Source organism: Lutibacter citreus, assembly GCF_003260195.1.
Lineage (GTDB): Bacteria > Bacteroidota > Bacteroidia > Flavobacteriales > Flavobacteriaceae > Lutibacter > Lutibacter citreus.
In genome coordinates, this window is record NZ_QEIH01000003.1 from 127,019 (window position 1) to 150,753 (window position 23,735).

A 23,735-nucleotide genomic window follows, 5' to 3' on the forward strand; every position below is an offset into this window, starting at 1 on the left:
ATTTATTTTTTTGATGATTCAACTAATTCAAGTTTATTAATACTTGTTTTAGTAGTGAATACGCCATAATTTATAAACACGTTATTTTTTTCTATTTTATCAATAGTTCCGCAGGAATTACTGTCAATAATTCGTACTTTATCGTTTACTTTAAAAACATAATCGGATTTTTGACGTGCAATTTTTTTAGCTTCAGTATTCTTTTGTATTCTAACTTTAACAACTTCAACTAAAACCTCTTTTTCTGTTGAAATAAGCTTTTGTTCAACCTTTTTATTTTCAACTTTAACCTGTTTCTTTTGGGCTTTGGTTTTTGGTTTTGGAGGATTCTTTTTTAAATTTTTTGTTTTTTCTGAAGCAACCCATTTATTAAACTCCAGGTTTAATTCCTTTTTGTTGTTAGTTTGAAGGTATTTATTTACAATTTCATTAATTTTTCTTCCATAAGCCAACATCTTTTGGTTGCTATCATATAATGCTTGAAAATTTTCAAGTTTTTCCTGAACTTTTTCTTGCTTTTCAGATAATGAATCAGATTTTTCAGTTGCTTTGTTTTTCTCTTTTTCTAATTTTTCAGATGTTTTTTGAAGAATATTTCGCTCTTTTTGAAGTTTTGAAATGGTTTTATCCAATCGTATTTTTTCTCCTTCTACGCGTTTCTTTGCTTTGTTTATTAGACTGAATGGGATACCATTTTTTTGAGCAACTTCAAAAGTAAATGAACTACCAGCTTGCCCAATAAATAATCTAAATAATGGTTCTAAAGTTTTTTCATCAAATTGCATATTTGCATTTGATACATTATCCATTTCACTTGCTAAAACCTTTAAATTAGCATAATGTGTTGTTATAATTCCGTAAGCTCCTTTTGAATGGAATTCTTCTAAAAATATTTCAGCCAAAGCGCCACCAAGTTCGGGATCACTACCGGTTCCAAATTCATCTATTAAGAATAGGGTATTTTCATTACAGCGTCTTAAAAAGTTACGCATGTTTTTTAAACGATAACTATACGTGGATAGTTGATTTTCAATAGATTGGTTGTCTCCAATATCTGTTAATACTTTATCGAAAAAATAAGTAGAAGACCTTTCATGAACGGGAATTAAAATTCCACTTTGTAACATTACTTGTAACAAACCAATGGTTTTTAAAGTAATACTTTTTCCACCGGCATTTGGTCCTGAAATTACTATTATTTGCTGTTTATCATTTAATTCTAGCGTTTGTGGAACAGTTTTTAAGTTCTTTTTGCTATTATTTAATAAAAGAATAGGGTGGTAGGCATCTCTTAAAAAAACCGTTTTTTCATTTGTGATTTTTGGAAGACAAGCATTTAAAGTTTTAGCATATTTTGCTTTTGCACCTATAACATCTAGTTTAATTAAAAATTTTTGATATTCATTTAAGTTAGGTACATAAACTCTAATTACATTTGATAAATCTTTTAAAATTCTAACAATTTCTTGATGTTCTTCATAAGATAAATTCTGTAATTCTCTACTATATTGTAAGGTTGCTTCTGGCGCTATATAAACAATACTACCCGTTTTTGAACTTCCTAAAAGACTTCCTTTTACCTTTCTGCGGTGCATTGCCTGAACGGCTAAAACACGTTGGTTATCTATAACAGATTCTCTAATGTCATCTAAATAGCCAGAACTATTATACTGATTTAAAGCTTTTGTAAAACTAGAGCCAATTTTACCTCTAATTGTATTTATTTCTTTTCTAATACTTTTTAAAAGAGGTGAGGCATTTTCGTCAACTTCAGCAAAAGGAGTTATAACACTTTTTATTGTGTCTGTAATTATTTTTTGGTATTCAATAGTTTCTGAATAATTAAATAATGCAGGATAAATATCTTTAAATTTTTTTAAAAATTTTAAAATTTCAAATACAGTATTCGAATTATTTAAAACTTTAAGAAAAGAAGCAGGCTCTAAATAGCTATTTTCAATATTTAATAAATGAATTTCCTTCTGAATATCATCAAAATAATGGTTAGGTAATCTATTATCATTGTCATAAGAAGATCTATATTCATTCACAAGTTTTAACGCTGGAATCAATTTTTCTTTGGACTGAAAAGGTCTGACTTTTAAAGTGCTGATTTTACCTAATTCAGAAATACAATGTTCACTTACCGATTGCAAAATGGTAAAAAATTCTAAATCAATTAGTGTTTTTTCTGATATGTTACTCATAAAAAGTGCTACTTTTGAACTTGGCAAAAATATGAATTTAACGTGAATACAAATAATGAAAGTTAAAATAGATAATAGTTGGCAAGAACTTTTAAAAAATGAGTTCGAAAAGCCTTATTTTGAGAAGCTTACAGAATTTGTAAAAGAGGAGTATTTCAAAAATACGTGCTATCCACCAGCAAATAAAATTTTTGAAGCTTTTAATTTATGTCCATTTGAGGATTTAAAAGTTGTAATTATAGGTCAAGATCCATATCATGGAGAAGGGCAAGCACATGGTTTGTGTTTTTCTGTAAATGAAGGAGTTAAACACCCGCCATCTTTAATAAATATTTTTAAAGAAATTGAAGAGGATATAAATATTCCATATCCAAAAAGCGGAAATTTGGAACATTGGGCAAAACAAGGAGTTTTAATGTTAAATGCAACATTAACTGTTAGAGCGCATAATGCGGGTTCTCATCAAAAACATGGGTGGGAAAAATTTACAGATGCTGTTATTTCTAAAATTTCTGAAGAACATAAAAACGTTGTGTTTTTACTTTGGGGAGGATATGCAAAAAAGAAAGGATTAAAAATTGATACCAAAAAGCATTATGTTTTAACAAGCGGACATCCTTCTCCATTGAGTGCTAATAGAGGTTATTGGTTTGGTAATAAGCACTTTAGCAAGACTAATGAATATTTAAAAAGTATTGATAGTTCATTAATTATATGGTGATTAATGTCATAGCTGTTTATGGTTATAATAATTAAATTTACGTTTTATTAAATAGAATTAAAAGAGATGAAAATGAAATATATATCAATAGTTTTTAGTGTGTTACTACTAATATCTTGTAAAGAAAAGGTAGAATATTCAAAAATAAACAAAGAGGTAGGAACAAATAAATCTATACATAAAATAGTTGTTAATGAAAAAATTGGAGGGGGAACTTATGCCTATTTAAATGTCTCTGAAGATGGAAATGATTATTGGATGGCAATTCCAAATTCTGATGTAGGTGTTGGTGAAACTTATTTTTATGAAGGTGGAATGGTCATGAAAAATTTTGAAAGTAAACAATTAAAAAAGACGTTTGAAAGTATTGTTTTTTCTGAAGGAATAAGAAAAACTGAGGCTGGCATAAACAAAGAAGTGAAAAATCCACATGCAAATTCAGAACATGAACATTCACCTATTTCAGCCGTTAAAATTGAACAACCAAAAGGCGGTACTAGCTTAGAAAATATATTTAAAAATAAAAAATCGCTTTCAAAAAAAGAAGTGACTGTTAAAGGAAAAGTTATAAAAGTTAATAATGGTATTTTAAAAAGAAATTGGGTACATATTATTGATGGAACTAAATTTGAAAAAGATATAAATTTAACTATTACCACAACTGAAGAAGTAAAAGTTGGTGATACAGTTACTTTTAAAGGAATAGTAACTTTAGATAAGGATTTTGGTTACGGTTATGTTTATAATATATTATTGGAAGATGGCATTTTAATAAAATAAAAAAAAGCGCTAATCAGGCGCTTTTTTTACTAACTCTAATCTAAACTTAAACAATATTGAAACAAAGTTAACCAAACCTTTGTTCGATTATTTTATTCGCAATACTTGTGCCGAAAGACTAGATGATTTGTTAATTAAGTGTTAAAATATATTATATTTTATTCTAAATGTTTTTGTGCTTTATAAGATGATCTTACCAAAGCACTACTTTCAACATGTCTAAAGCCCAGTTCTAGACCTATTTTTTTGTATTTATCAAATTGTTCTGGAGTTATAAATTCTTTTACAGGTAAATGTTTTTTACTTGGTTGTAAATATTGACCAATAGTTAAAATATCAACTTTTGCGTTTGCCAAATCTTGCATTGTCTCAATTACCTCTGCCTCTGTTTCTCCTAAACCTAGCATAATTCCAGATTTTGTTCTACGTTGACCTTGGTCTTTCATATATTTAAGAACCTCAAGACTTCTGTCGTATTTAGCTTGTATTCTAACTTCACGAGTTAAACGTCTAACAGTTTCTAAATTATGAGAAATTACTTCTGGAGCAACTGCTAAGATTCGATCAATATTTGGTTTATTACCTTGAAAATCAGGAATTAGAGTTTCTAGTGTAGTATTTGGATTGGCTCTTCTAATTGCATTTACAGTTTCTGCCCATATAATGGAACCACCATCTTTAATATCATCTCTATCAACAGATGTTATGACCGCATGCTTAATATTCATAAGCTTTATAGATCTGGCTACTTTTTCAGGTTCTTCCCAATCTACATTTTCAGGCCTTCCAGTTTTTACACCGCAAAAACCACAAGATCGTGTACAAATATTTCCTAAAATCATAAAAGTTGCTGTTCCTTCGGTCCAACATTCACCCATATTAGGACAACTTCCACTTGTACAAATGGTATTTAATTTATATTTTTCAACTACACCTCTAAGTTCAGTATATTTTTTACCAACAGGTAATTTTACACGTAGCCATTTTGGTTTTTGTAGTTTTTTATCTGTTGTAATTGTGTTTTCTTCGCTCATTTAATTCAAAATTGACTACAAAAATACAAAGAATTTATAAACTTGTTAAATACCAGATGCTAAATCCTATAAGAAATAAAATTCCTAACCAACTATAAATTTTCATTTGTAATGAAGGCCTCCATTTTTTAGGCATATTTTTTCCTGAAACAAGAACAAAATTTATGATAGCAAAGAAAGGAGCGGTTAAAAAAGAAAGAATGGTCGCAATTTTTATTAAAACGCCCATTTCAGACATGAAAAACAGCAATATAGCAATGGTTCCAAGGGCTAAAAAACTAATCCAAAACCAGTAAGTGTTTTTGTATGATTTATTTGTTAGAAGCTCAAATGTTTTAGACATTGCTCTAGGTGATGCATCTAAAGTTGTAATAGTAGTACTAAACATAGTTGTAAATGCAGCAGCAGCAATAAAAATATATACTTCTTCTCCAAGGCTAGATGTGTATAGTTGAATTAATTGTTGAGTAAATTGAACTGCACTTGTATTAAATGTTTCACCAGAATTATACATTACAATTGCACCTAAAGAAACAAAACAAATGCCAAGTATTAAAGTAGCTGCAAACCCTATATTAAAATCAAAAATTGATTGCTTAGTATTAAATTCAATATTTTTATCTTTTTGCTTTTCAATACACCAAAGAGATTGCCAAATGGAGATGTCTAAAGGAGCTGGCATCCAACCTAAAAAAGCAATTAAAAAACCAACTTCAACACTGCCTTTAGGTAATACCTGAGTTAAACTATATGTGTTGGATGTATTAAAATAGGCAATTATTACAGCAACTAAAGTACTTACCGTTAGCGTAACAATTATTAATTTCATTAAATTATCCAACAATTTATATTTTCCTATAAGTAAAAGAATAAAACAAATAACTGTAATAATTATACTCCAGGTAATAGGGTTGGTTGTAATACCAAATAAATTAGCAGCCAAACCTGCTGTTACAATAGTTACAGCGGCTTGTATTGTAAACATTGTGGCTAAGTTTAATACAAAATAAGCTATTAGAACACCTTTGCCTAGTTTTTTGTAGCCATCTAAAAGGCTTTCTCCAGTTGCGCTTGAATATCTTGGGCCAAATTGAAAAAAAGGATATTTTATTATATGTATTAAAATAAGTGCCCAGATTAAACCAAAACCAAAATCTGCACCAGCCCTTGTAGATTGTACTAAATGAGAAACACCAATAGCAGCGCCTGCAAATAGTAATCCAGGACCTAATTTTTTTAGCCAATTGAAATTTTTAAAGTTCAATTGTTTGAAGATTTTTCAATTATCTGAGCTAATAGTTTTTTAGCTCTTAATAATTTAACCTTAATATTACTCATTGGCTCATTTAGTTGATCAGCCATTTCTTTGTAACTCATTTCTCTAAAATATCTTAAATTTATAATCTCTTGATAATGAGGTTTTAATTGTTTTATGTAATTTAATAGTTGTACTAAATTTTGTTCAATTATTAACTGATCTTCAGGAGATGGAGATTCATCAAAAATTTTATAAGCTTCAGATTCTTTTTTATTTAAAGAAATTGTAGTGGTTCTCTGTTTTCTAATATGATCTAAAAATATATTCTTAGATATTGAAATAAGCCAAGTTTTAAAATTGTATTTATCGTTATATAAATGAATTTTATCAAAAGCTTTAGAAAATGTTTTAATGGTAATATCTTCAGCTTCATCTTCATTATCTGCCATTGATAATTGAAATCTAAAAACGTCACTCCAATAAGTGTTTAAAAGAGTGTTAAAAGCTTTTTGATCTTTTTCACGAGCTTTTTCAATTAATTCTGAAATTTCAATATTTTTTTTCACCAATGCTAAGGTTTTGAAATAAGATTTTTTATAAAGATAAACAATTGAGTGAAAATTAAAAATATTTCAAAAAATGGTAGAAATAGAATTAAATCTTGTTCATTTAGTTTTTTTGCTGAAAACCCAAGTGATAAATAAACAATAAGAAATCTAGTGAATATTAAAGCCAAAACTAGTTTCCAATTAAAAGTAAAGATCAATAATACAGTTCCAGTTACCCAAAACATTATTTGAGAAAAATAAAATAGTGCTAATGAAACTTTATGTGAAAATTTGTATTGATATGAAGTTAAAATATGATTCTTTTTTTGCTGAATCCAATATTTCAACGAAGTTTTTGGATTGGATAAGGTAAAACTATCATTTACAATACAAATTGCAGTGTTTTTACTGTTAGCTACTTCATTTATAAATAAATCATCATCACCTGATTTTATCTGCATGTGATTTACAAAACCTTTATTTTTAAAAAAAACAGATTTAGTATAGGCTAAATTTCTGCCAACACCCATATAAGGTGCTCCTAATTTTGCAAATGAAAAATACTGAACAGCAGTAAGCAGAGTTTCAAATCGGATTAATTTGTTTACAATAGATCCTTTAACTTTTGAATAAGCTCCATAACCTAAAACTATTTGTTTTGATGGGGTAAATGAACTCATTATTTCTTTAACCCAATTTGTAGATATGGGTTTACAATCTGCATCTGAAAACAACAAATATTCATGTGAAGCTGCTTTTATACCTAATGTTAAGGCATATTTTTTACTTCCCCAAAATTGTTCATTAGGTTTAACATCAACAATTTTTATAGGGATTGAAGAATTCTTTTCAAATTTTTCAAAAATATCAAGTGTATTATCTGTTGAGCCATCATTAATAAGTACTAGCTCAAAATTTGGATAATCTTGATTTATAAAAAAAGAAAGATTTTTCTCTATATTTTCAGATTCATTTTTACAACAAATAAGTATTGAAACACTTTTAGTGTTATCTATATTTATTGCTTTTTTCTTTGAAAATGAAAAATTCCCAAAAATAAAAAGGTAAAAGATGGATTGAATACAGACAGTTACTATAAAAGTAACGAACAAATATTCAAGCATAAATTATCTATTTTCACATTGATCTGCAGTTTTACCGCAATAACCACATGGTTCTCCACTTTTATTTAAATGTGGGTTTTGACTTGCACAAGTACCTGCAAATTTACCATCTTTTTTGGCCCAAATTTTAATTGCTAAACCAGCAACACCTAATCCTAATAATGCTAATGTTATAAATAATAATTTCATTTTTTTAACGTAAAAATTTCTATGCAAATATAATGAAATCTATTGAAAAATTAATTTTTTAAGTTTATTCAAATATACACTTTGTATAAAACGCATAAATATTTGTTATATATTGAATATAAAATTGTGATTTTGTTAAAAAAAGACCGTAACGTTTGTATTATTTTAAATATATTATTATATTCGTAAGGAAGATTAATATTTCGAATATCTTTATTATTAAGTATTTAGGAATTAAACCGACTAAAACTGTTAGATTATTAGAATTATTAGAATTGATTGAATTAATAAAATATTAATCTTTGCTACTATAAGTAAAAAGACTCGTCATGTAAAATGGCGAGTCTTTGTTTTTTTGATTTACTATTATTTAGTTAATATTAAAGATTCTTGAACGTTATTTGGAACTAGTTCAAAATTTGAAAATTTAGTACTAAAACTTCCTCTACCTTGAGTAATAGATCTTAAAGTAGTTGAGTATTTATACATTTCAGCTAAAGGAGTTTTAGCTTTTATAGATTGGTATTTTCCATCACTATCCATTCCTAATATTATAGATCTTCTAGCTTGCAAATCTGTCATAACATTTCCCATTAATTCTTCGGGCACTTTTACTGTTAATTCTTGAATAGGCTCTAATAATTTAGGTTTTGCATTAAGAAATGCAGCTTTAAATGCATGAGATGCTGCTATTTTAAAGGAAATATCATTAGAATCTACAGGGTGCATTTTTCCATCAAATAACATAACTCTAATATCGCGAGCGTAAGAACCTGTAAGAGGACCTTCTTCCATAACTTCTAAACAGCCTTTTAAAACTGAAGGTAAATAGCGGGTATCAATAACACCACCAACTATACAATTATAAAAAATAAGTTTTCCACCCCAATCTAAATCAATTTCATCTTTTCCTCTAATATTAAATCCTTCAGGTTCTGGCATTCCTTCATACCAAGGTTCAATTTTCATATGTACTTCACCAAATTGTCCTGAACCACCAGATTGTTTTTTATGTTTGTAACTTGTAGTGGCAGAACGTTGTATTGTTTCTCTATAAGCTATTTTAGGTTGTTCAAATTGAGCGGTTATTCCATATATTTTTTTCAAAGTCCAGTCAATAGTTGCTAAATGTAATTCACCTTGACAAGATAATATTTGTTGTTTAAGTTCTTTTGAATATTTAATTGTTACTGTAGGATCTTGAATATGAATTTTTTTAAGAGCTTCGTTTAATTTTTCTTCATCATTTTTATCTACAGCACTAATTGATTTATTAATTCTTGGAGCGGGAAATTGAATAGGTTTTATAGTTATATCAGAACCTTTTTCTCTAAGAGTATCATTTGTGATGGTATATTTCAGTTTAAGAGTTGCTCCAATATCACCTGCGCTTAATTTTTCAACTGGTTCACGATTTTTTCCATCCATTATATAAAGTTGATTAATAATTTCAACTTCATTATTTCTAGAGTTTTCTAATTTATCATTTTGTTTAATTTCACCCGATTTTACTTTAAAGAAACTAATTTGCCCTAAATTAGGTTCGAATAAAGTTTTAAATATAAATAGTGAAGTTGGAGCGTCTGCTTTACATTCAATTATTTTTCCTTCAACACTTTGTTCAGGTTTAAGGTCGGTAGCTGAAGGAGCAACGTTATCTATGAATCCCATTAATCTTCCTGTTCCCATATCATTTAATGCAGAAACACAGAACACAGGGAACAATTCATGATTTAACATTCCTTTTTTAATTCCTTCTCGCATTTCATCTTCATTAAGGGTTCCTTTTTCAAAATAAAGTTCCATTAAATCTTCATCATTTTCAGCTGCTTTCTCTACTAGTTCATTATGTAATTTATTTGCTATTTCAATTTGATCGGAAGGAATTTCATGCTTTTGAGGTTTGCCTCCTTCAGGGCCAAACTTGTACATTTTCATTTTAAGTACATCAATAATACATTGTGCACCTCCATCCATTAAAGGGTATTGTATTTTAACAGCGTTGTTTCCAGCTAAATTTACAATACTTTTAAAGCTTTCATTAAAATCGGCTTTAGGACTGTCTATTTGATTGATAACAAATAAGGTTGGTTTGTTATAACGATCTACATAATTCCAGATAATTTCAGTTCCAATTTCAACGCCATATTGAGCGTTTATTACAGTTACAATTGAATCTGCAACACACATAGTTGAGGCAATTTCACCAACAAAATCGTCTAAACCTGGAGTATCTAAAATGTTTATTTTGTAATTGCGCCATTCAGTATGAAGGGGAGTGGCAAAAATGGAAGTTTCTCTTTCTTGCTCAATTTCGTGGTAATCTGAAACAGTGTTTTTGTTTTCTACAGTACCACGGCGTTTGACCAATCCAGCTTCAAAGAGCATTGTTTCTGCTAATGTAGTTTTACCACTTTTATTTGCGCCTACAAAAGCAACATTTTTAATGTGTTTATCATCGTATATTTTCATAATGTAACTGTTTTTGTAAAAAGTATTATAAAGTTACAAACTTTTTTAATTAAAAATATGACGAATGTTAGGGTTTTGAAAAAGTGTTTAAACTAAATAATATGTTCTCTTAAAACGTTTGAAATGGGAGTTGTTGATTATTCAAGAATCATTTTTAAATTCAATATAAAGCAATTAAATAATTGCTGGATTTTAGGGTGAAATTAAGGATCATATGTAGCAGTAAATAAAAAATGAGATAATAAATTATAGAATAAAATTAAACATAAGTTTATTTTAAGAGGAATTAAAGGTTTTCTTGCTAATTGCTATGTAAGATTAACTAGGAAATTGTTAAAAATGGATAATCAATTTTTATTTTGACAATTCATCCTTTAAAAACTACAATTCAGAAATTTTTAATTTTAGAAATGAGTTTAAATCCACAATTTTGAAGTGTTAAAAAAAAATATTAACTCATAAATAAATTAAATTATGCAACAATTTTTAATCACAATCGCTTTGCTATTTTCAGGTATAATAGTTGGGCAAAATTCAGAAAAAACAAGTTTAGAAGCTTCAAATTCTATAACTGTCTCAGTAGTAAACGCATTAAATGATAATGGTTTTGTGAATTTTGCTTTATTTAATAAAGAAAATTTTAGAAAACTACCTGTTAAAGCTAGTTCTTCAAATATAATAAACGGAAAAAGTACTACGGTTTTTAATAATGTGCCAGACGGAAATTATGCTATTATTTGTTATCACGATGAAAATGAAAATAAAAGATTGGATTTTGAAACAAATGGAATGCCTAAAGAAAATTATGGAACATCAAATAACCCTCTTAATTTTGGACCTCCTGAGTTTGAAAGTTCAAAATTTGAATTAACAAATGAAAACCTAATTTTAGAAATTAAATTTTAAATTGCAACAGTATTTAATAATAAAAAAGATGAAAACAGATTTGAAATTCTTATTTAAAATATCACTAATAATTGCAGTTATAATATTTATAATTGAAAGATTAGTTTTTAATGGGGGTTTTAATTTGCCTTTTAACAAATTGTTAATTGTTTTTGGAATTCATTATATGTATGCTTTTGTGCTTACTGCTATAAATGGTTATTTTTTTCAATACATTGGAACTAAATTTTCTTGGAAAGAAAACCATAAGAAACGATTAGTAATTGGAGCACTTGGCTCAATTTGCTTAACTATGGTAGCTTTAGTATTGTTAAGGTTTGTAACCTTGGTTGTTATTTTAGGAAATCCTATAGATAGGTTTATAAATGATGAAAATGCATATACATATTACCTTTTTGGGTTGACTATTACAATTGCGGCTTCTTTTATATTTCATACAATATATTTTTATAAAGCTTTAACAGAGACAAAGGTAAAAGAACAACAAATTGTAGCCAAAACAGAAACTGCAAAATACGAATCTTTAAAAAGTCAAATAGATCCTCATTTTTTGTTTAATAGTTTAAATGTATTAACCTCTTTAATAGGTGAAAATCCAAAATTAGCAGAAAAATTCACAACAAAACTATCAAAAGTTTACCGCTATGTATTAGAGCAAAAAAGTAAAGATTTAATAGATTTAGATGAAGAGTTACTATTTGCAAAAACATATATGGAATTGTTGAAAATGCGGTTTGAAGATGCTGTGATATTTGATATTCCTGAAAAAGCAAGTAATTCAGAATTAAAAATAATACCATTATCACTTCAATTATTGTTAGAAAATACTATAAAACACAATGTGGTTTCTGAAGAAAATCCGTTAACAGTTAAAATAATTGAAGAGAATGGATATTTAATTGTAACTAATAATTATAGCCCTAAAACAGTGCTAGAAAAAGGAACAAGGGTAGGATTGAAAAATATTGTAGATCGGTATGATTTAATCACTTTAAAAAAAGTATTTGTCGAAAAAACAGGAGAGACATTTACGGTAAAATTACCATTACTAACTCAAAAAACTAAAACAATGAAAACATCAAATACAATAGAATCTAACAAATATATACGAGCAGTTGAACGTGTTGAAGAAATAAAAGGATTTTACAGCAGTTTAATAGCGTATTGTATAGTAATTCCAATATTAATTTACATAAATCTTAGATATTCATCTCATTTTCAGTGGTTTTGGTTTCCAATGTTAGGTTGGGGGATAGGAATGATTTTTCAGGGTTTTAAAGCCTTTAGTTACAACCCAATATTAGGAAGTGGTTGGGAAGAAAGAAAAATTAAAGAATTTATGGAAACTGATAAAAAACAATACTGGGAATAGCTAAAAAAATCAAACTTTTAAAAAACACATTATGAATACTAATTTTACAGAAGAACAAAAATATATTAAAGCAAAAAAGAAAGTAGACGAAATTAAAAGTTTTTATTGGAACTTGTTTTCTTATTGCGTAGTAATCCCTTTTTTAATATTTATAAATTTAATGACTTCACCAGATCATTATTGGTTTTGGTGGCCAATGTTTGGATGGGGTATAGGACTTTTATTTCACGGTTTTGGAGTGTTTGGAAAAAATGTAATTTTTGATAAAAATTGGGAGAATAAAAAAATAAGAGAAATAATGGATAAAGAGTCTAATAATAAATTTTAGGTCATGGAAAATAATAATTTAGAAAATCAGAAATTTATTAGAGCTCAGAAAAAAGTAAAAGCTATTAAAGGTTTTTATATTCATTTAATTGTTTATTTAAGTGTAAATGCATTTATCATTTTGTCAAGAGTATTGTCTGGGGATGGTTTATCAGCCTTATATGACTGGAGTTCGTATGGAACTTTAATTTTCTGGGGAATTGGAATTTTCTTTCACGCATTTGGAGTGTTTGGAATGGATTTTATTTTAGGTAAAGCCTGGGAAGATAAAAAGATAAAGGAATTAATGGATAAAGATAAAAAGCAGTATTGGGAATAATAATATAAGTTATAAAGTGAAAAAATTAAAGATATAAGGGGACATTGCTTTAAGTTAGGGGTTGTTTCAAATTCAAAAATTAGAAAAGTATTTAACCTGCAACTAAAACAAATATAAAAACAAATGAAAGTAATTATAATTGAAGATGAAAAACCAGCCGCTCGAAGATTGAGTCGTATGTTAAACGAACTTAGTATTGAACCATTAACAATGTTGCATTCTGTTGAAGAAGCGGTAAACTGGTTTTTAAATAATGAACATCCAGATCTAATATTTTTAGACATTCAATTATCAGATGGTTTGTCGTTTGAAATTTTTGAGGAAGTTGAAATAGATAGCGCCATTATTTTTACAACTGCTTATGATGAATATGCTTTAAAAGCCTTTAAACTAAATAGTGTAGATTATTTATTAAAACCAATTGATTCCGATGAGTTGGAAAATGCAGTGCAAAAATTTAAAAACTTATACAATACAAAAGAAAATGTAACTTTTGATTTAAATCAACTTAAAAATATAATTTCTAATACTTCAGGAAATGCTAATAATTATAAAAAACGATTTACTGTAAAAATTGGACAACATATAAAAATGATTTCAACAGCATCTATTGAGTGTTTTTATAGCGAAAATAAAGCAACACATATTTATACTATAGATAACAGAAGTTATTTATTAGAAGAAACATTAGAAAATTTGGAAAATAAATTACAGTCAGAAACCTTTTTTAGAGTTAGTAGAAAATACGTTGTAAATATAAATGCAATTAAAGACATTATTTCCTATACAAATAGTCGCTTAAAATTAATATTACATTCTTATAAAGAAGCTGAAATTATTGTAAGTCGAGAACGTGTAAAAGATTTTAAAGAGTGGATTGGGTAATATTTTTTAGCATTAATTATAAATTTAACGTCATTACGAACGCAGTGAAGTAATCTCATCTTAATAAACAGATTGCTTAGAACCTCGTAAAGACGTTAAATTTTATTTTTATTGTTTAACTGGAATTTCAGATTTCTTTAAATAAGTATCTAAAAACTTAAGGATATTTCCATAAGCTGTTATTTGATTTTCTTTCTTTACAAAACCATGTCCTTCATCTTCAAATAAAACATATTCAACAGGAACATCGTTTTTCTTGGCCGCAGCAACAATTTCATCAGATTCTATTTTTAAAACTCTTGGATCCATAGTTCCTTGCAATACAATTAAAGGTTTTGTAATATTTTCAGCATGAAATAATGGAGAAATTTTACGTAATCTAACCGAATCTGCAGTATGAGGATCTCCCATTTCTTTGTACAAAGCTTCTCTAAAAGCTTCCCAATAAGGCGGAATACTTTTTATAGTTCTAAGCCAATTTGTTACACCAAATAAGTTAACACCTACATCAAACTCTTCAGGAGTAAATGTTAATGCTGCCATAGTCATAAAACCACCATAAGAACCTCCCATAATCCCAATAGATTCTGCATCTATAATTTCTTGTTCAACTAACCAGTTTTTTCCTTCAATACAATCTTTTAAATCTTTATCTCCATGATTTAAGTCATCCATTTGAAAAAATGTTTTTCCGTAACCACTACTTCCTCTATTATTTACGGCTAAAATTGCATAACCATGATTTACTAAATATTGAACAAGTGGATGGTAATATTGACCCGATTGTCCTCCAGGACCTCCGTGAACCATAACCAAAGCAGGAACTTTATTATTCTTGTTTGCCTGATGAGGTTTGTAATAAATTGCAGGAATCTCAACACCATCAAACGATTTAAATCGAATCACTTCAGAATTAACCATGTGAGTTGGGTCAATTTCTTTATTTAAAACATCAGTTAATTTTTCAACTTCTTTACTAGCGATGTCATAAATATATAAATTGTAAGGTGAGTTAGAACCACCCACATAAAAGCGAATTTTGGTTTCATCTCTTGAAAAACCAACACCAATAACACTTCCATTATCAAAAGTTGGCAATTCTATATCATTTCCTGTTTCAGTATCATTAATAAAAACCTTTGTTTTAGCATCTTCGTTTATAGAAGTTATTTGATACTTTCCATTATAACTAAAGTAACTTGAGGTAATATCCCAAGATTTTTCCATAACTTTTTCTTTAGTTTTTGTTTCAATATCGTATTTCATAAGGTATGCAAACTCAGAATCTACATCTGTTGTATAATATAGATCTTTACTATCAAGGCTAAAATCTGCAGCTGAATTTGAACTTAAAATGTCATTTATTTTTGTATAAGATTTATCATTTAAGTTATAAATAAATAAATCACTATCATTTGAATTCACAGTTTTACTAAGTGCTAAATACTGTTTGTCGTTAGAAATTCCATTAAAATTATAACCTTCTAAATTTTCAAAAAGTAATGTTGGTTCAAAAGTTGAGATATTCATTTCATAAACATCAAAAAAGCGTTCATCTCTCTTATTCGATTCAAAAAAGAAACTTTCTTTATTTTTTGCCCAGCCGTAAAAACTGGAATTAGACCCTTTAAAAGGGGTTAAATCAGTTATTCCAGATGAATCTTTCATATAGATATGATTTAATTCATTTCCATTGTCATCCATTTTAAAAAGAATTCTATCATCATTTGGAAAATACGAAATTGAAAAAACAGAAGAACTATCTGATTTAGATTCTGGAATAAATTCGCTTGTTTTTGTTGAAACAGTGAACATATTGTAAACTCCTGTTCTATTGCTGGTTATAAGTAATTTAGACTTGTCTGTGGAGAAGCTTCCGCCATAAACCGATTCATTGTCCATAAATTGATTAATAGAATATTCTTTTAAATTTTGAACCGAATTATCAGTTTCTTTTGTTTCACTTTTACAAGCTATAAGTAGCATTGGCAGTAAATAATAAATAAATTTTTTCATAAAATTAGTTTTTAGATAATTACAATATAGTAATTATCAGTAAATTGAATATTTAATTGACTAAAAACTTATTGCTATTTCAAATACTTTTCACTAAATTTGCACTCCTTTTTACGAGAACAGATTTAAAAAGGAATTTTATTTAATTATATATAAATAATCTCTTTGCGTTATTATCGTTTAAAAATCTGAATAACAATGAGATACAAAAATAATCATCAGCAAATATGTCTGAAGAAACAAAAAAAACTGAAGAGCAAGTAGATGCTCCTAAAGTTGAAAAAACTGAAGCTGCTGCTCCTGCAGAAGCAAAACAAGAAGCTGCTCCTGTAGTTGAAGAAGTAAAAGTAACTCCTGAAGAATTTCTAGAAAGCTTTGACTGGCACAAATACGAAGAAGGAATTGAAGCAGTTGACGAAGAAAATATTAAAGCCTTTGAAGCTGCCTTAGAAGGTACTTTAGGAATGGTTAATGAAAGAGAAGTAATTGATGGAACTGTTGTAAGAAAAACAGAACGTGAAGTAATTATTGACATTAACTCAAAATCAGAAGGTGTTATCTCTTTAAATGAATTTCGTTACAATCCTAACTTAGCTGTTGGTGATATTGTTGAAGTTTTAGTTGACAAGAGAGAAGATAGTACTGGTCAATTAGTATTATCTCACAAAAAAGCAAGAGTTATTAAAGCTTGGGATCGTGTAAACAATGCTCACGAAACAGGTGAAGTAGTTAACGGTTTTGTTAAGTGTAGAACTCGTGGTGGTATGATTGTAGATGTTTTTGGAATTGAAGCATTCTTACCAGGTTCTCAAATTGATGTTAAACCAATTAGAGATTACGATCAATATGTAGAGAAAACAATGGAATTCAAAGTTGTGAAAATCAACCAAGAATTTAAAAATGTTGTTGTATCTCATAAAGCACTTATTGAAGCTGATATTGAAATTCAGAAAAAAGAAATTATTGGTAAATTAGAAAAAGGACAAGTATTAGAAGGTGTTGTTAAAAACATTACTTCTTACGGTGTATTTGTTGATTTAGGTGGTGTTGACGGTTTAGTTCACATTACAGATTTATCTTGGTCTAGAATTAACCACCCAAGTGAGGTTGTTGAATTAGATCAAACATTAAACGTTGTAATTCTTGATTTTGATGATGAGAAAACAAGAATCCAATTAGGATTAAAACAATTAAATGCTCACCCTTGGGAAGCATTAGATGATACTATTAAAGTTGGAGACAAAGTTAAAGGTAAAGTTGTTGTTTTAGCTGATTACGGTGCGTTTATTGAAGTAGCACAAGGAGTTGAAGGATTAATTCACGTTTCTGAAATGTCTTGGTCTACTCACTTACGTTCTGCTCAAGATTTCGTAAAAGTTGGTGACGAAGTTGAAGCGCAAGTTTTAACTTTAGATAGAGAAGAAAGAAAAATGTCTCTTGGTATTAAACAATTACATCCAGATCCTTGGAATAATATTGTTGAAAAATACCCAGTTGGTTCAACTCATACAGGAACTGTACGTAACTACACTAACTTTGGTGTGTTTGTAGAGTTAGAAGAAGGAATTGACGGATTAGTTTATATTTCTGATCTTTCTTGGACTAAGAAAATTAAGCATCCATCAGATTTCACATCTGTAGGTGATAAATTAGAAGTTCAAGTGTTAGAATTAGATGTTGAAGGACGTAAATTAAATTTAGGTCATAAACAAACTACTGAAAATCCTTGGGATGAACATGAAGCTACTTTCTCAATTGATTCAATTCACGAAGGTGTTGTGAAAGAGAAAAGTGATAAAGGTTTAATCGTTAGTTTACAAGACGGAGTAGAAGCATTTGTTCCTAGTCGTTTTACAACTAAAGAAGATGGAACTAAATTAGCTAAAGGAGATACAGACAAGTTTAAAGTTATTGAATTCAATAAAGAATTTAGACGTGTAGTAGCTTCTCATACTTCAATATTTAAAGCTCAAGAAGAGAAAAATATCAAATCAGTTCAGAAAAAAGCTGAATCTGCTGATAAAACTACTCTTGGTGATTTAGGTGGTGATTTAGCTGCATTAAAAAGAAAAATGGAAGGGAAATAGTATTTCTTAATTCATTTAAATATATTAAAAGCTGCATCAATTTTGGTGCAGCTTTTTTTTATGCATTTTATATAGTATTAGTGTTTATTTGACTACCCTTAAACGTCTTTTAATTCTTGTAATTACACTTTGTTTAAATTAAGTTAATGTTCTTGCTTTTTCAGTAATTAATTGCTTAAAACAGGTAATTTGGCGCTTAATTATTTAAGATGTACCTATATGTATTAAAACCAAAAAAAGGCTTCAAGATTTTATAAATCTTGAAGCCTTTTATATTTTAATTTTAGAATAATATCTAAAACTACAATTCTTTATTTTATAGATCTCATATAAGCTGCAATAGCTGCTAATTCATCTCCAGATAAATCTTTTACAAAACCATCTAAATTAGCTTTCATAATAGCTACTTGTCCTGGGTCTGTATCAACAATTGCTTCAGATTCTCCTTTTAAGAATTTTACAATATTCCCTTTTTGCTCAGCATATACTTTATTTATATCTTTAATTGAAGGTCCAATTACTTTTGCATCTGCTTGGTGGCAAGTAGCACAAGTTTTAGACGTAAATAATTGTTTTCCTAATTCTAAATTGTCAACAACAACATCTTTAACCTCTTTTTTTACTTGTTCAACTTTCGTTTCAACTTCTTTTTTAACTTCTTCTTTCTTTTTTTCACCACAACTTGTAAAAATTACAGCCGCTAAACCTAACACTAAAACCGATTTTTTCATTTTTTTAAATTTAATTATTGATACAAACAAATTTATATATTTAATTTTAACCAAGTGTGCTTTTTATGACAAAAAAACTAATAAATATTTGATGTTCTTTAAATTATATTTAGAATTGATAAGATTGTATTGTAATATGATAGTTGAAACAAAATTAAAGCATGTATTCTTCTAAATAATTTTGTAATTTGCGAACTTACTGTGGATGATTTCTCTCCTACAAGAAGGAATTGATAAAATTCAATTTTAAACTTATTAATAAGATGGTTTCAGAAACACTATCATCAGAACAAGCAATCGAATTAGAAAACAATTATGGAGCTCACAACTACCATCCATTACCTGTTGTATTAAGCAAAGGTGAAGGAGTATTTGTATGGGATGTTGAAGGTAAACGATATTATGATTTTTTATCGGCATATTCAGCTGTTAATCAGGGGCATTGTCATCCTAAAATTATAAAAGCTTTAACGGAACAAGCAAGTACTTTAACACTAACGTCTCGTGCTTTTTATAACGATGTTTTAGGTGCATATGAAAAATTTGCAACTGAGTTTTTTGGTTTTGATAAAATATTACCCATGAATACAGGGGCAGAAGCTGTTGAAACAGCCATTAAGTTATGCCGAAAATATGCATACGAAAAAAAGGGAATCCCTGAAAATGAAGCAGAAATTATTGTTTGTAAAAATAATTTTCACGGAAGAACTACAACTATTATTTCTTTTTCTAATGATGAAGATGCACGTAAAAACTTTGGTCCTTTTACTAAAGGATTTATTAAAATAGAATATGATAATTTAAAAGCATTAGAAGAGGCTTTAAATTCAAGCAATAATATAGCTGGTTTTTTAGTTGAACCTATACAAGGTGAGGCTGGAGTTTATGTACCTTCTGAAGGTTATTTATCAAAAGCAAAAGCTTTATGTGAAAAACATAACGTTTTATTTATTGCAGATGAAGTACAAACAGGAGTTGCAAGAACAGGACAATTATTAGCTGTGGATCATGAAAATGTAAAACCAGATATTTTAATTTTAGGAAAAGCATTAAGTGGTGGAGTTTATCCAGTATCAGCTGTTTTTTCAAATAATGAAATTATGGATGTAATTAAACCTGGGCAACATGGTTCTACATTTGGAGGAAATCCATTAGCTTGTAAAGTAGCTATTGCAGCGCTTAAAGTTGTTAAAGAAGAAAATTTAGCAGAAAATTCTGAAAAATTAGGAAAATTATTTAGATCTGAACTTCAAAAATTTGCAACTTCTAATAAATTGGTAAAGCTAGTTAGAGGTAAAGGATTGTTAAATGCAATTGTAATTAATGATTCTGAAGATAGTTCAACAGCTTGGGATATTTGTATAAAATTAAGAGATAATGGATTGCTTGCAAAACCAACACACGGAAATATAATTAGATTTGCTCCTCCATTAGTAATGAATGAAGAACAATTACTTGAATGTGTATCTATAATTAAAAAAACAATTTCTGAATTTTAAATATAGAAATTTTAAATAACTAAAAATGCGGCAATTGCCGCATTTTTAATTTGTAGAAAACTGATGTTTTAATAGAGTATAAGTGTACTCTAAAACAACAATGTAAGAACTTAAATACCATAAATTGTTAGTATATATTTATTGAAATTAACTAAATCATTATAAATCAAAATAATAGGTTTTAATAAATACTTGAAAATTTTAAATATCATAATTGAATTTTTGTTACAATAAACCAAATAAAACAAGTACTTTTGCAGCGCTTTAAAAATCAGAACATGAAAAGTATAAGAAATATAGCTATTATAGCTCACGTTGATCACGGGAAAACTACGTTGGTTGATAAAATTATTGATCAAGCACACATTTTAGATGAACGTAAAGAACGTACAGATTTATTATTAGATAGTAATGATTTGGAACGTGAACGTGGAATAACCATTCTTTCAAAAAATGTTTCTATTACCTATAAAGGTGTAAAAATAAATATTATTGATACTCCTGGTCACGCCGATTTTGGTGGAGAGGTAGAACGTGTATTAAAAATGGCTGATGGTGTATTATTATTAGTTGATGCTTTTGAAGGTCCTATGCCTCAAACACGTTTTGTTCTAGGTAAAGCAGTTGAATTAGGTTTAACACCTATAGTTGTTGTAAATAAAGTTGACAAAGAAAATTGTACTCCTGATTTAGTTCATGAGAAGGTTTTTGATTTAATGTTTGCTTTAGATGCAAGTGATCATCAATTAGAGTTTGCTACTGTTTACGGTTCAGCAAAAAATGGTTGGATGAACTATGATTGGAAAGATGAGACAGATAATATTATTCCTTTATTAGATTCTATTTTAAAATATATTCCAGAAGCACCTTATAAAGAAGGTACTCCACAAATGCAGATTACATCTCTTGATTTCTCATCATTTGTTGGTCGTATTGCAATTGGACGTGTTTTTAGAGGAGATTTAGAACAAGGAAAAGACTATATGCTTTGTAAAGCAGATGGTACTACTAAAAAAGTACGTATTAAAGAACTACATACTTTTGAAGGTTTAGGGAAAAATCAAGCCGATAAGGTAAGAAGTGGAGATATTTGTGCTCTTACGGGTATTGAAGGTTTTGAAATTGGTGATACTATCGCTGATATAGAAAACCCTGAAGCATTACCTAGATTAAAGGTAGATGAGCCTACAATGAGTATGCTTTTCACTATTAATAACTCTCCGTTTTTTGGAAAAGAAGGTAAGTATGTAACATCTCGTCACTTAAGAGATAGATTGTATAAAGAAACTGAAAAGAACTTAGCTTTAAGAGTTGAGGATACTGATTCAGAGGATAAATTCAATGTATTTGGTCGTGGAATTCTGCATTTATCTGTTTTAATTGAAACAATGCGTAGAGAAGGTTACGAATTACAAGTTGGTAGACCTCAAGTAATTATTAAAGAAATTGATGGTGTAAAATGTGAGCCTTATGAAACATTAGTAATTAATGTACCAGAAGAGTCTGCAAGTAAAGCTATTAATTTAGTATCTCTTAGAAAAGGTGACTTATTAGTAATGGAACCTAAAGGAGATTTACAACATTTAGAATTTGATATCCCTTCAAGAGGTTTAATAGGATTACGTAATAAAATTTTAACAGCTACTCAAGGTGAGGCTATTATAAATCATAGATTACGTGGCTTTGATGTTCACAAAGGAGAAATTGGAACTTCAAATAATGGAGCTTTAGTTTCAGGAGATGCAGGGAAAGCAACAGCTTATTCAATTGATAAGCTTGGTGATAGAGGAGTTTTCTTTATTGATATCAATCAAGAAATATATAAAGGTCAGGTTGTAGGTGAAAATAATAGACAAGATGATATGTCTATTAATTTAACTAAAGGTAAAAAATTGACAAACGTTCGTAAGTCAGGTACAGATACAGCTGTAAATATTGCTCCTAAAAGAGAATTTTCATTAGAAGAGTGTATGGAATACATTAAGGATGATGAGTATTTAGAAGTAACACCTCAAAGTTTAAGAATGAGAAAAATTAATTTTAAATAAAAATTAATTTTATAATTATAAAAAAACCAACTTATATCAATAATGATTTAAGTTGGTTTTTCTGTTATAACAGCTATTTTAGAATCTCCAAAAACATCTAAATTGCTCTTATAAAAATCTGCAATTAACAAATAGTCATTTATGTTCATTTTAAAAGAAGCATTTTTATAATTTAATACAAATCGTTTTGTTTCTGGTGGTATTAATTTATTTTCAAAAATATAATCCCAGGTAGCTTTAAGATCTGTAATTGTAATTTCGCTAATATAATTTTTAAAAAAATATTATTGGAGCTGTCAAATTCAAATTTACTTATCACAAAAATTATATAATAATAAGTACAGGTACATAGTTAATTAAGTCTTTCAAAAAAAGTAAATTCATTACTCTCTATTAATTGAAGTTGTATATTTTTTTTAGGTTTTAAATGTTACAAAAAAACACAATTAAGGAAAAATATAATATCCTATAAAACATATTAATTGCACCATTTATAGGGTGAATGATGTCAATTGTGATAAAAGTATGTTATATTCGCAGTAACTAACTAAAAGTATTCTTGCTGTCTCCACAAATTCATTATAAAATGTTTTTGAAGAGGTTTTACGTATTCTTTTAAAAAAAAATATTTTAGATGAAGCAAAAATTACTTTTACTAAATGCCTTATTTTTATTTTTTATTCAATTTACACAAGCTCAAAATAATTCTAATAAATATCTAGTACGTTCAACTACAGGAGTTGCCGGATCTTCAGAAAATATAGCAATAAATAATCAACAATATACTGTGCAACAGAGTTTTGGACAGGTTAGTGTAATAGGTACATTTAGTGCAACTAATTATATGGTTCGCCAGGGTTTTATACAGCCCAATGTATTTGCAAAAATCAGGGACACTTCCATTCCATTAAATTTAGAAGCTATTGCATATCCAAATCCATTTGTAGATGGGATTTCAATTTCTTTCTCTGAACAAATTACAGACAACGTAGAAGTAGCTGTTTTTGATGTTTTAGGAAGATTGGTTTTTTCAAAAAGCTATATAGCAGATCAAAACTTACAAGTACAGTTTAATAACCTTATGGTGGGCGGTTATATTTTAAAAGTAACTGCCAACAGTAAACAATTCGTAAAAAAAATACTTAAAAAGTAATATGGAACCAAACGTTGCTTTAACTATTGATGCTATTTATTTCGAAAAATCACGATCAA

At 28.2% G+C, this 23,735-nt stretch carries 20 protein-coding genes; 11 read left to right on the forward strand and 9 right to left on the reverse strand.

Annotated elements, in window-relative coordinates; genetic code table 11:
• Window positions 1-2: 2 nt before the first annotated feature.
• Window positions 3-2,207 carry an endonuclease MutS2 gene (locus tag DAD81_RS06675; RefSeq protein ID WP_111707478.1) on the reverse strand — a complete coding sequence of 735 codons (2,205 nt, stop codon included), beginning with the start codon at window positions 2,205-2,207 and terminating at the stop codon, window positions 3-5.
• A gap of 55 nt (window positions 2,208-2,262) precedes the next feature.
• On the opposite strand from DAD81_RS06675, the gene DAD81_RS06680 reads away from it, so the two are divergent.
• Complete coding sequence (locus DAD81_RS06680; protein ID WP_111707479.1) at window positions 2,263-2,928, forward strand: uracil-DNA glycosylase; 666 nt, start codon at window positions 2,263-2,265, stop codon at window positions 2,926-2,928.
• A gap of 72 nt (window positions 2,929-3,000) precedes the next feature.
• A complete protein-coding gene (locus DAD81_RS06685) occupies window positions 3,001-3,708 on the forward strand; it encodes a DNA-binding protein (protein WP_111707480.1) in 708 nt (235 codons plus the stop codon).
• A gap of 158 nt (window positions 3,709-3,866) precedes the next feature.
• Here DAD81_RS06685 and lipA read toward each other — a convergent pair whose 3' ends face one another.
• The 6 genes from lipA to DAD81_RS06715 form a co-directional block, all read right to left on the reverse strand.
• Entirely contained in the window at window positions 3,867-4,742 is an 876-nt protein-coding gene (lipA, locus tag DAD81_RS06690; RefSeq protein WP_111707481.1) for a lipoyl synthase, read from the reverse strand.
• A gap of 34 nt (window positions 4,743-4,776) precedes the next feature.
• Window positions 4,777-6,006 carry an NRAMP family divalent metal transporter gene (locus DAD81_RS06695; protein ID WP_111707482.1) on the reverse strand — a complete coding sequence of 410 codons (1,230 nt, stop codon included), beginning with the start codon at window positions 6,004-6,006 and terminating at the stop codon, window positions 4,777-4,779.
• Window positions 6,003-6,569: an RNA polymerase sigma factor gene (locus DAD81_RS06700; protein ID WP_394340155.1), complete on the reverse strand. Its 567-nt coding sequence runs from the start codon at window positions 6,567-6,569 to the stop codon at window positions 6,003-6,005. The genes DAD81_RS06695 and DAD81_RS06700 overlap by 4 nt, the downstream gene beginning before the upstream one ends.
• Before the next feature lie 2 nt (window positions 6,570-6,571).
• A complete protein-coding gene (locus DAD81_RS06705) occupies window positions 6,572-7,672 on the reverse strand; it encodes a glycosyltransferase (protein WP_111707483.1) in 1,101 nt (366 codons plus the stop codon).
• Window positions 7,673-7,675: 3 nt separating this feature from the next.
• Window positions 7,676-7,861 carry a membrane or secreted protein gene (locus DAD81_RS06710; protein ID WP_111707484.1) on the reverse strand — a complete coding sequence of 62 codons (186 nt, stop codon included), beginning with the start codon at window positions 7,859-7,861 and terminating at the stop codon, window positions 7,676-7,678.
• Window positions 7,862-8,227: 366 nt separating this feature from the next.
• Window positions 8,228-10,333, reverse strand: a complete 2,106-nt coding sequence (locus DAD81_RS06715; RefSeq protein WP_111707485.1) for an elongation factor G — start codon at window positions 10,331-10,333, stop codon at window positions 8,228-8,230.
• 474 nt (window positions 10,334-10,807) lie between these two features.
• Here DAD81_RS06715 and DAD81_RS06720 point away from each other — a divergent pair, with 474 nt between their 5' ends.
• The 5 genes from DAD81_RS06720 to DAD81_RS06740 all read left to right on the forward strand — a co-directional run bounded on the left by DAD81_RS06720 (window position 10,808) and on the right by DAD81_RS06740 (window position 14,142).
• On the forward strand, window positions 10,808-11,239 hold the full coding sequence (locus DAD81_RS06720) for a DUF2141 domain-containing protein (protein ID WP_111707486.1): 432 nt from the start codon (window positions 10,808-10,810) through the stop codon (window positions 11,237-11,239).
• 28 nt (window positions 11,240-11,267) lie between these two features.
• Window positions 11,268-12,611, forward strand: a complete 1,344-nt coding sequence (locus DAD81_RS06725) for a 2TM domain-containing protein (RefSeq protein ID WP_111707487.1) — start codon at window positions 11,268-11,270, stop codon at window positions 12,609-12,611.
• Window positions 12,612-12,642: 31 nt separating this feature from the next.
• Window positions 12,643-12,939 (forward strand): 2TM domain-containing protein, encoded by a 297-nt coding sequence (locus DAD81_RS06730; protein WP_111707488.1) that lies wholly within the window; start codon window positions 12,643-12,645, stop codon window positions 12,937-12,939.
• 3 nt (window positions 12,940-12,942) lie between these two features.
• Entirely contained in the window at window positions 12,943-13,257 is a 315-nt protein-coding gene (locus DAD81_RS06735) for a 2TM domain-containing protein (RefSeq protein ID WP_111707489.1), read from the forward strand.
• Window positions 13,258-13,380: 123 nt separating this feature from the next.
• Window positions 13,381-14,142, forward strand: coding sequence for a LytR/AlgR family response regulator transcription factor (locus tag DAD81_RS06740; protein ID WP_111707490.1), 762 nt, complete (start codon window positions 13,381-13,383; stop codon window positions 14,140-14,142).
• Between the two features lie 108 nt (window positions 14,143-14,250).
• On the opposite strand, the gene DAD81_RS06745 is transcribed toward DAD81_RS06740, so the two are convergent.
• Entirely contained in the window at window positions 14,251-16,158 is a 1,908-nt protein-coding gene (locus tag DAD81_RS06745; protein ID WP_111707491.1) for a S9 family peptidase, read from the reverse strand.
• A gap of 227 nt (window positions 16,159-16,385) precedes the next feature.
• On the opposite strand from DAD81_RS06745, the gene rpsA reads away from it, so the two are divergent.
• Window positions 16,386-18,245, forward strand: coding sequence for a 30S ribosomal protein S1 (gene rpsA / locus DAD81_RS06750; RefSeq protein ID WP_111707492.1), 1,860 nt, complete (start codon window positions 16,386-16,388; stop codon window positions 18,243-18,245).
• A gap of 311 nt (window positions 18,246-18,556) precedes the next feature.
• Here the strand turns inward: rpsA and DAD81_RS06755 are convergent, their stop codons facing one another.
• Entirely contained in the window at window positions 18,557-18,976 is a 420-nt protein-coding gene (locus DAD81_RS06755; RefSeq protein WP_111707493.1) for a c-type cytochrome, read from the reverse strand.
• 263 nt (window positions 18,977-19,239) lie between these two features.
• Here DAD81_RS06755 and rocD point away from each other — a divergent pair, with 263 nt between their 5' ends.
• From rocD to DAD81_RS06770, 3 genes are all read left to right on the forward strand, one after another.
• Complete coding sequence (gene rocD / locus DAD81_RS06760) at window positions 19,240-20,475, forward strand: ornithine--oxo-acid transaminase (protein ID WP_111707494.1); 1,236 nt, start codon at window positions 19,240-19,242, stop codon at window positions 20,473-20,475.
• Window positions 20,476-20,753: 278 nt separating this feature from the next.
• Window positions 20,754-22,523 (forward strand): translational GTPase TypA, encoded by a 1,770-nt coding sequence (typA, locus tag DAD81_RS06765; protein ID WP_111707495.1) that lies wholly within the window; start codon window positions 20,754-20,756, stop codon window positions 22,521-22,523.
• 634 nt (window positions 22,524-23,157) lie between these two features.
• Entirely contained in the window at window positions 23,158-23,676 is a 519-nt protein-coding gene (locus DAD81_RS06770; protein WP_111707496.1) for a T9SS type A sorting domain-containing protein, read from the forward strand.
• Window positions 23,677-23,735 lie beyond the last annotated feature (59 nt).

Excerpts from the sequence above, each read along its gene's own strand:
- DAD81_RS06675 (WP_111707478.1), bottom strand. The coding sequence starts at position 2,207 with ATGAGTAACATATCAGAAAAAACACTAATTGATTTAGAATTTTTTACC.
- DAD81_RS06680 (WP_111707479.1), top strand. The coding sequence starts at position 2,263 with ATGAAAGTTAAAATAGATAATAGTTGGCAAGAACTTTTAAAAAATGAG.
- DAD81_RS06685 (WP_111707480.1), top strand. The coding sequence starts at position 3,001 with ATGAAATATATATCAATAGTTTTTAGTGTGTTACTACTAATATCTTGT.
- lipA (WP_111707481.1), bottom strand. The coding sequence starts at position 4,742 with ATGAGCGAAGAAAACACAATTACAACAGATAAAAAACTACAAAAACCA.
- DAD81_RS06705 (WP_111707483.1), bottom strand. The coding sequence starts at position 7,672 with ATGCTTGAATATTTGTTCGTTACTTTTATAGTAACTGTCTGTATTCAA.
- DAD81_RS06710 (WP_111707484.1), bottom strand. The coding sequence starts at position 7,861 with ATGAAATTATTATTTATAACATTAGCATTATTAGGATTAGGTGTTGCT.
- DAD81_RS06715 (WP_111707485.1), bottom strand. The coding sequence starts at position 10,333 with ATGAAAATATACGATGATAAACACATTAAAAATGTTGCTTTTGTAGGC.
- DAD81_RS06720 (WP_111707486.1), top strand. The coding sequence starts at position 10,808 with ATGCAACAATTTTTAATCACAATCGCTTTGCTATTTTCAGGTATAATA.
- DAD81_RS06725 (WP_111707487.1), top strand. The coding sequence starts at position 11,268 with ATGAAAACAGATTTGAAATTCTTATTTAAAATATCACTAATAATTGCA.
- DAD81_RS06730 (WP_111707488.1), top strand. The coding sequence starts at position 12,643 with ATGAATACTAATTTTACAGAAGAACAAAAATATATTAAAGCAAAAAAG.
- DAD81_RS06735 (WP_111707489.1), top strand. The coding sequence starts at position 12,943 with ATGGAAAATAATAATTTAGAAAATCAGAAATTTATTAGAGCTCAGAAA.
- DAD81_RS06740 (WP_111707490.1), top strand. The coding sequence starts at position 13,381 with ATGAAAGTAATTATAATTGAAGATGAAAAACCAGCCGCTCGAAGATTG.
- DAD81_RS06745 (WP_111707491.1), bottom strand. The coding sequence starts at position 16,158 with ATGAAAAAATTTATTTATTATTTACTGCCAATGCTACTTATAGCTTGT.
- rpsA (WP_111707492.1), top strand. The coding sequence starts at position 16,386 with ATGTCTGAAGAAACAAAAAAAACTGAAGAGCAAGTAGATGCTCCTAAA.
- DAD81_RS06755 (WP_111707493.1), bottom strand. The coding sequence starts at position 18,976 with ATGAAAAAATCGGTTTTAGTGTTAGGTTTAGCGGCTGTAATTTTTACA.
- rocD (WP_111707494.1), top strand. The coding sequence starts at position 19,240 with ATGGTTTCAGAAACACTATCATCAGAACAAGCAATCGAATTAGAAAAC.
- typA (WP_111707495.1), top strand. The coding sequence starts at position 20,754 with ATGAAAAGTATAAGAAATATAGCTATTATAGCTCACGTTGATCACGGG.
- DAD81_RS06770 (WP_111707496.1), top strand. The coding sequence starts at position 23,158 with ATGAAGCAAAAATTACTTTTACTAAATGCCTTATTTTTATTTTTTATT.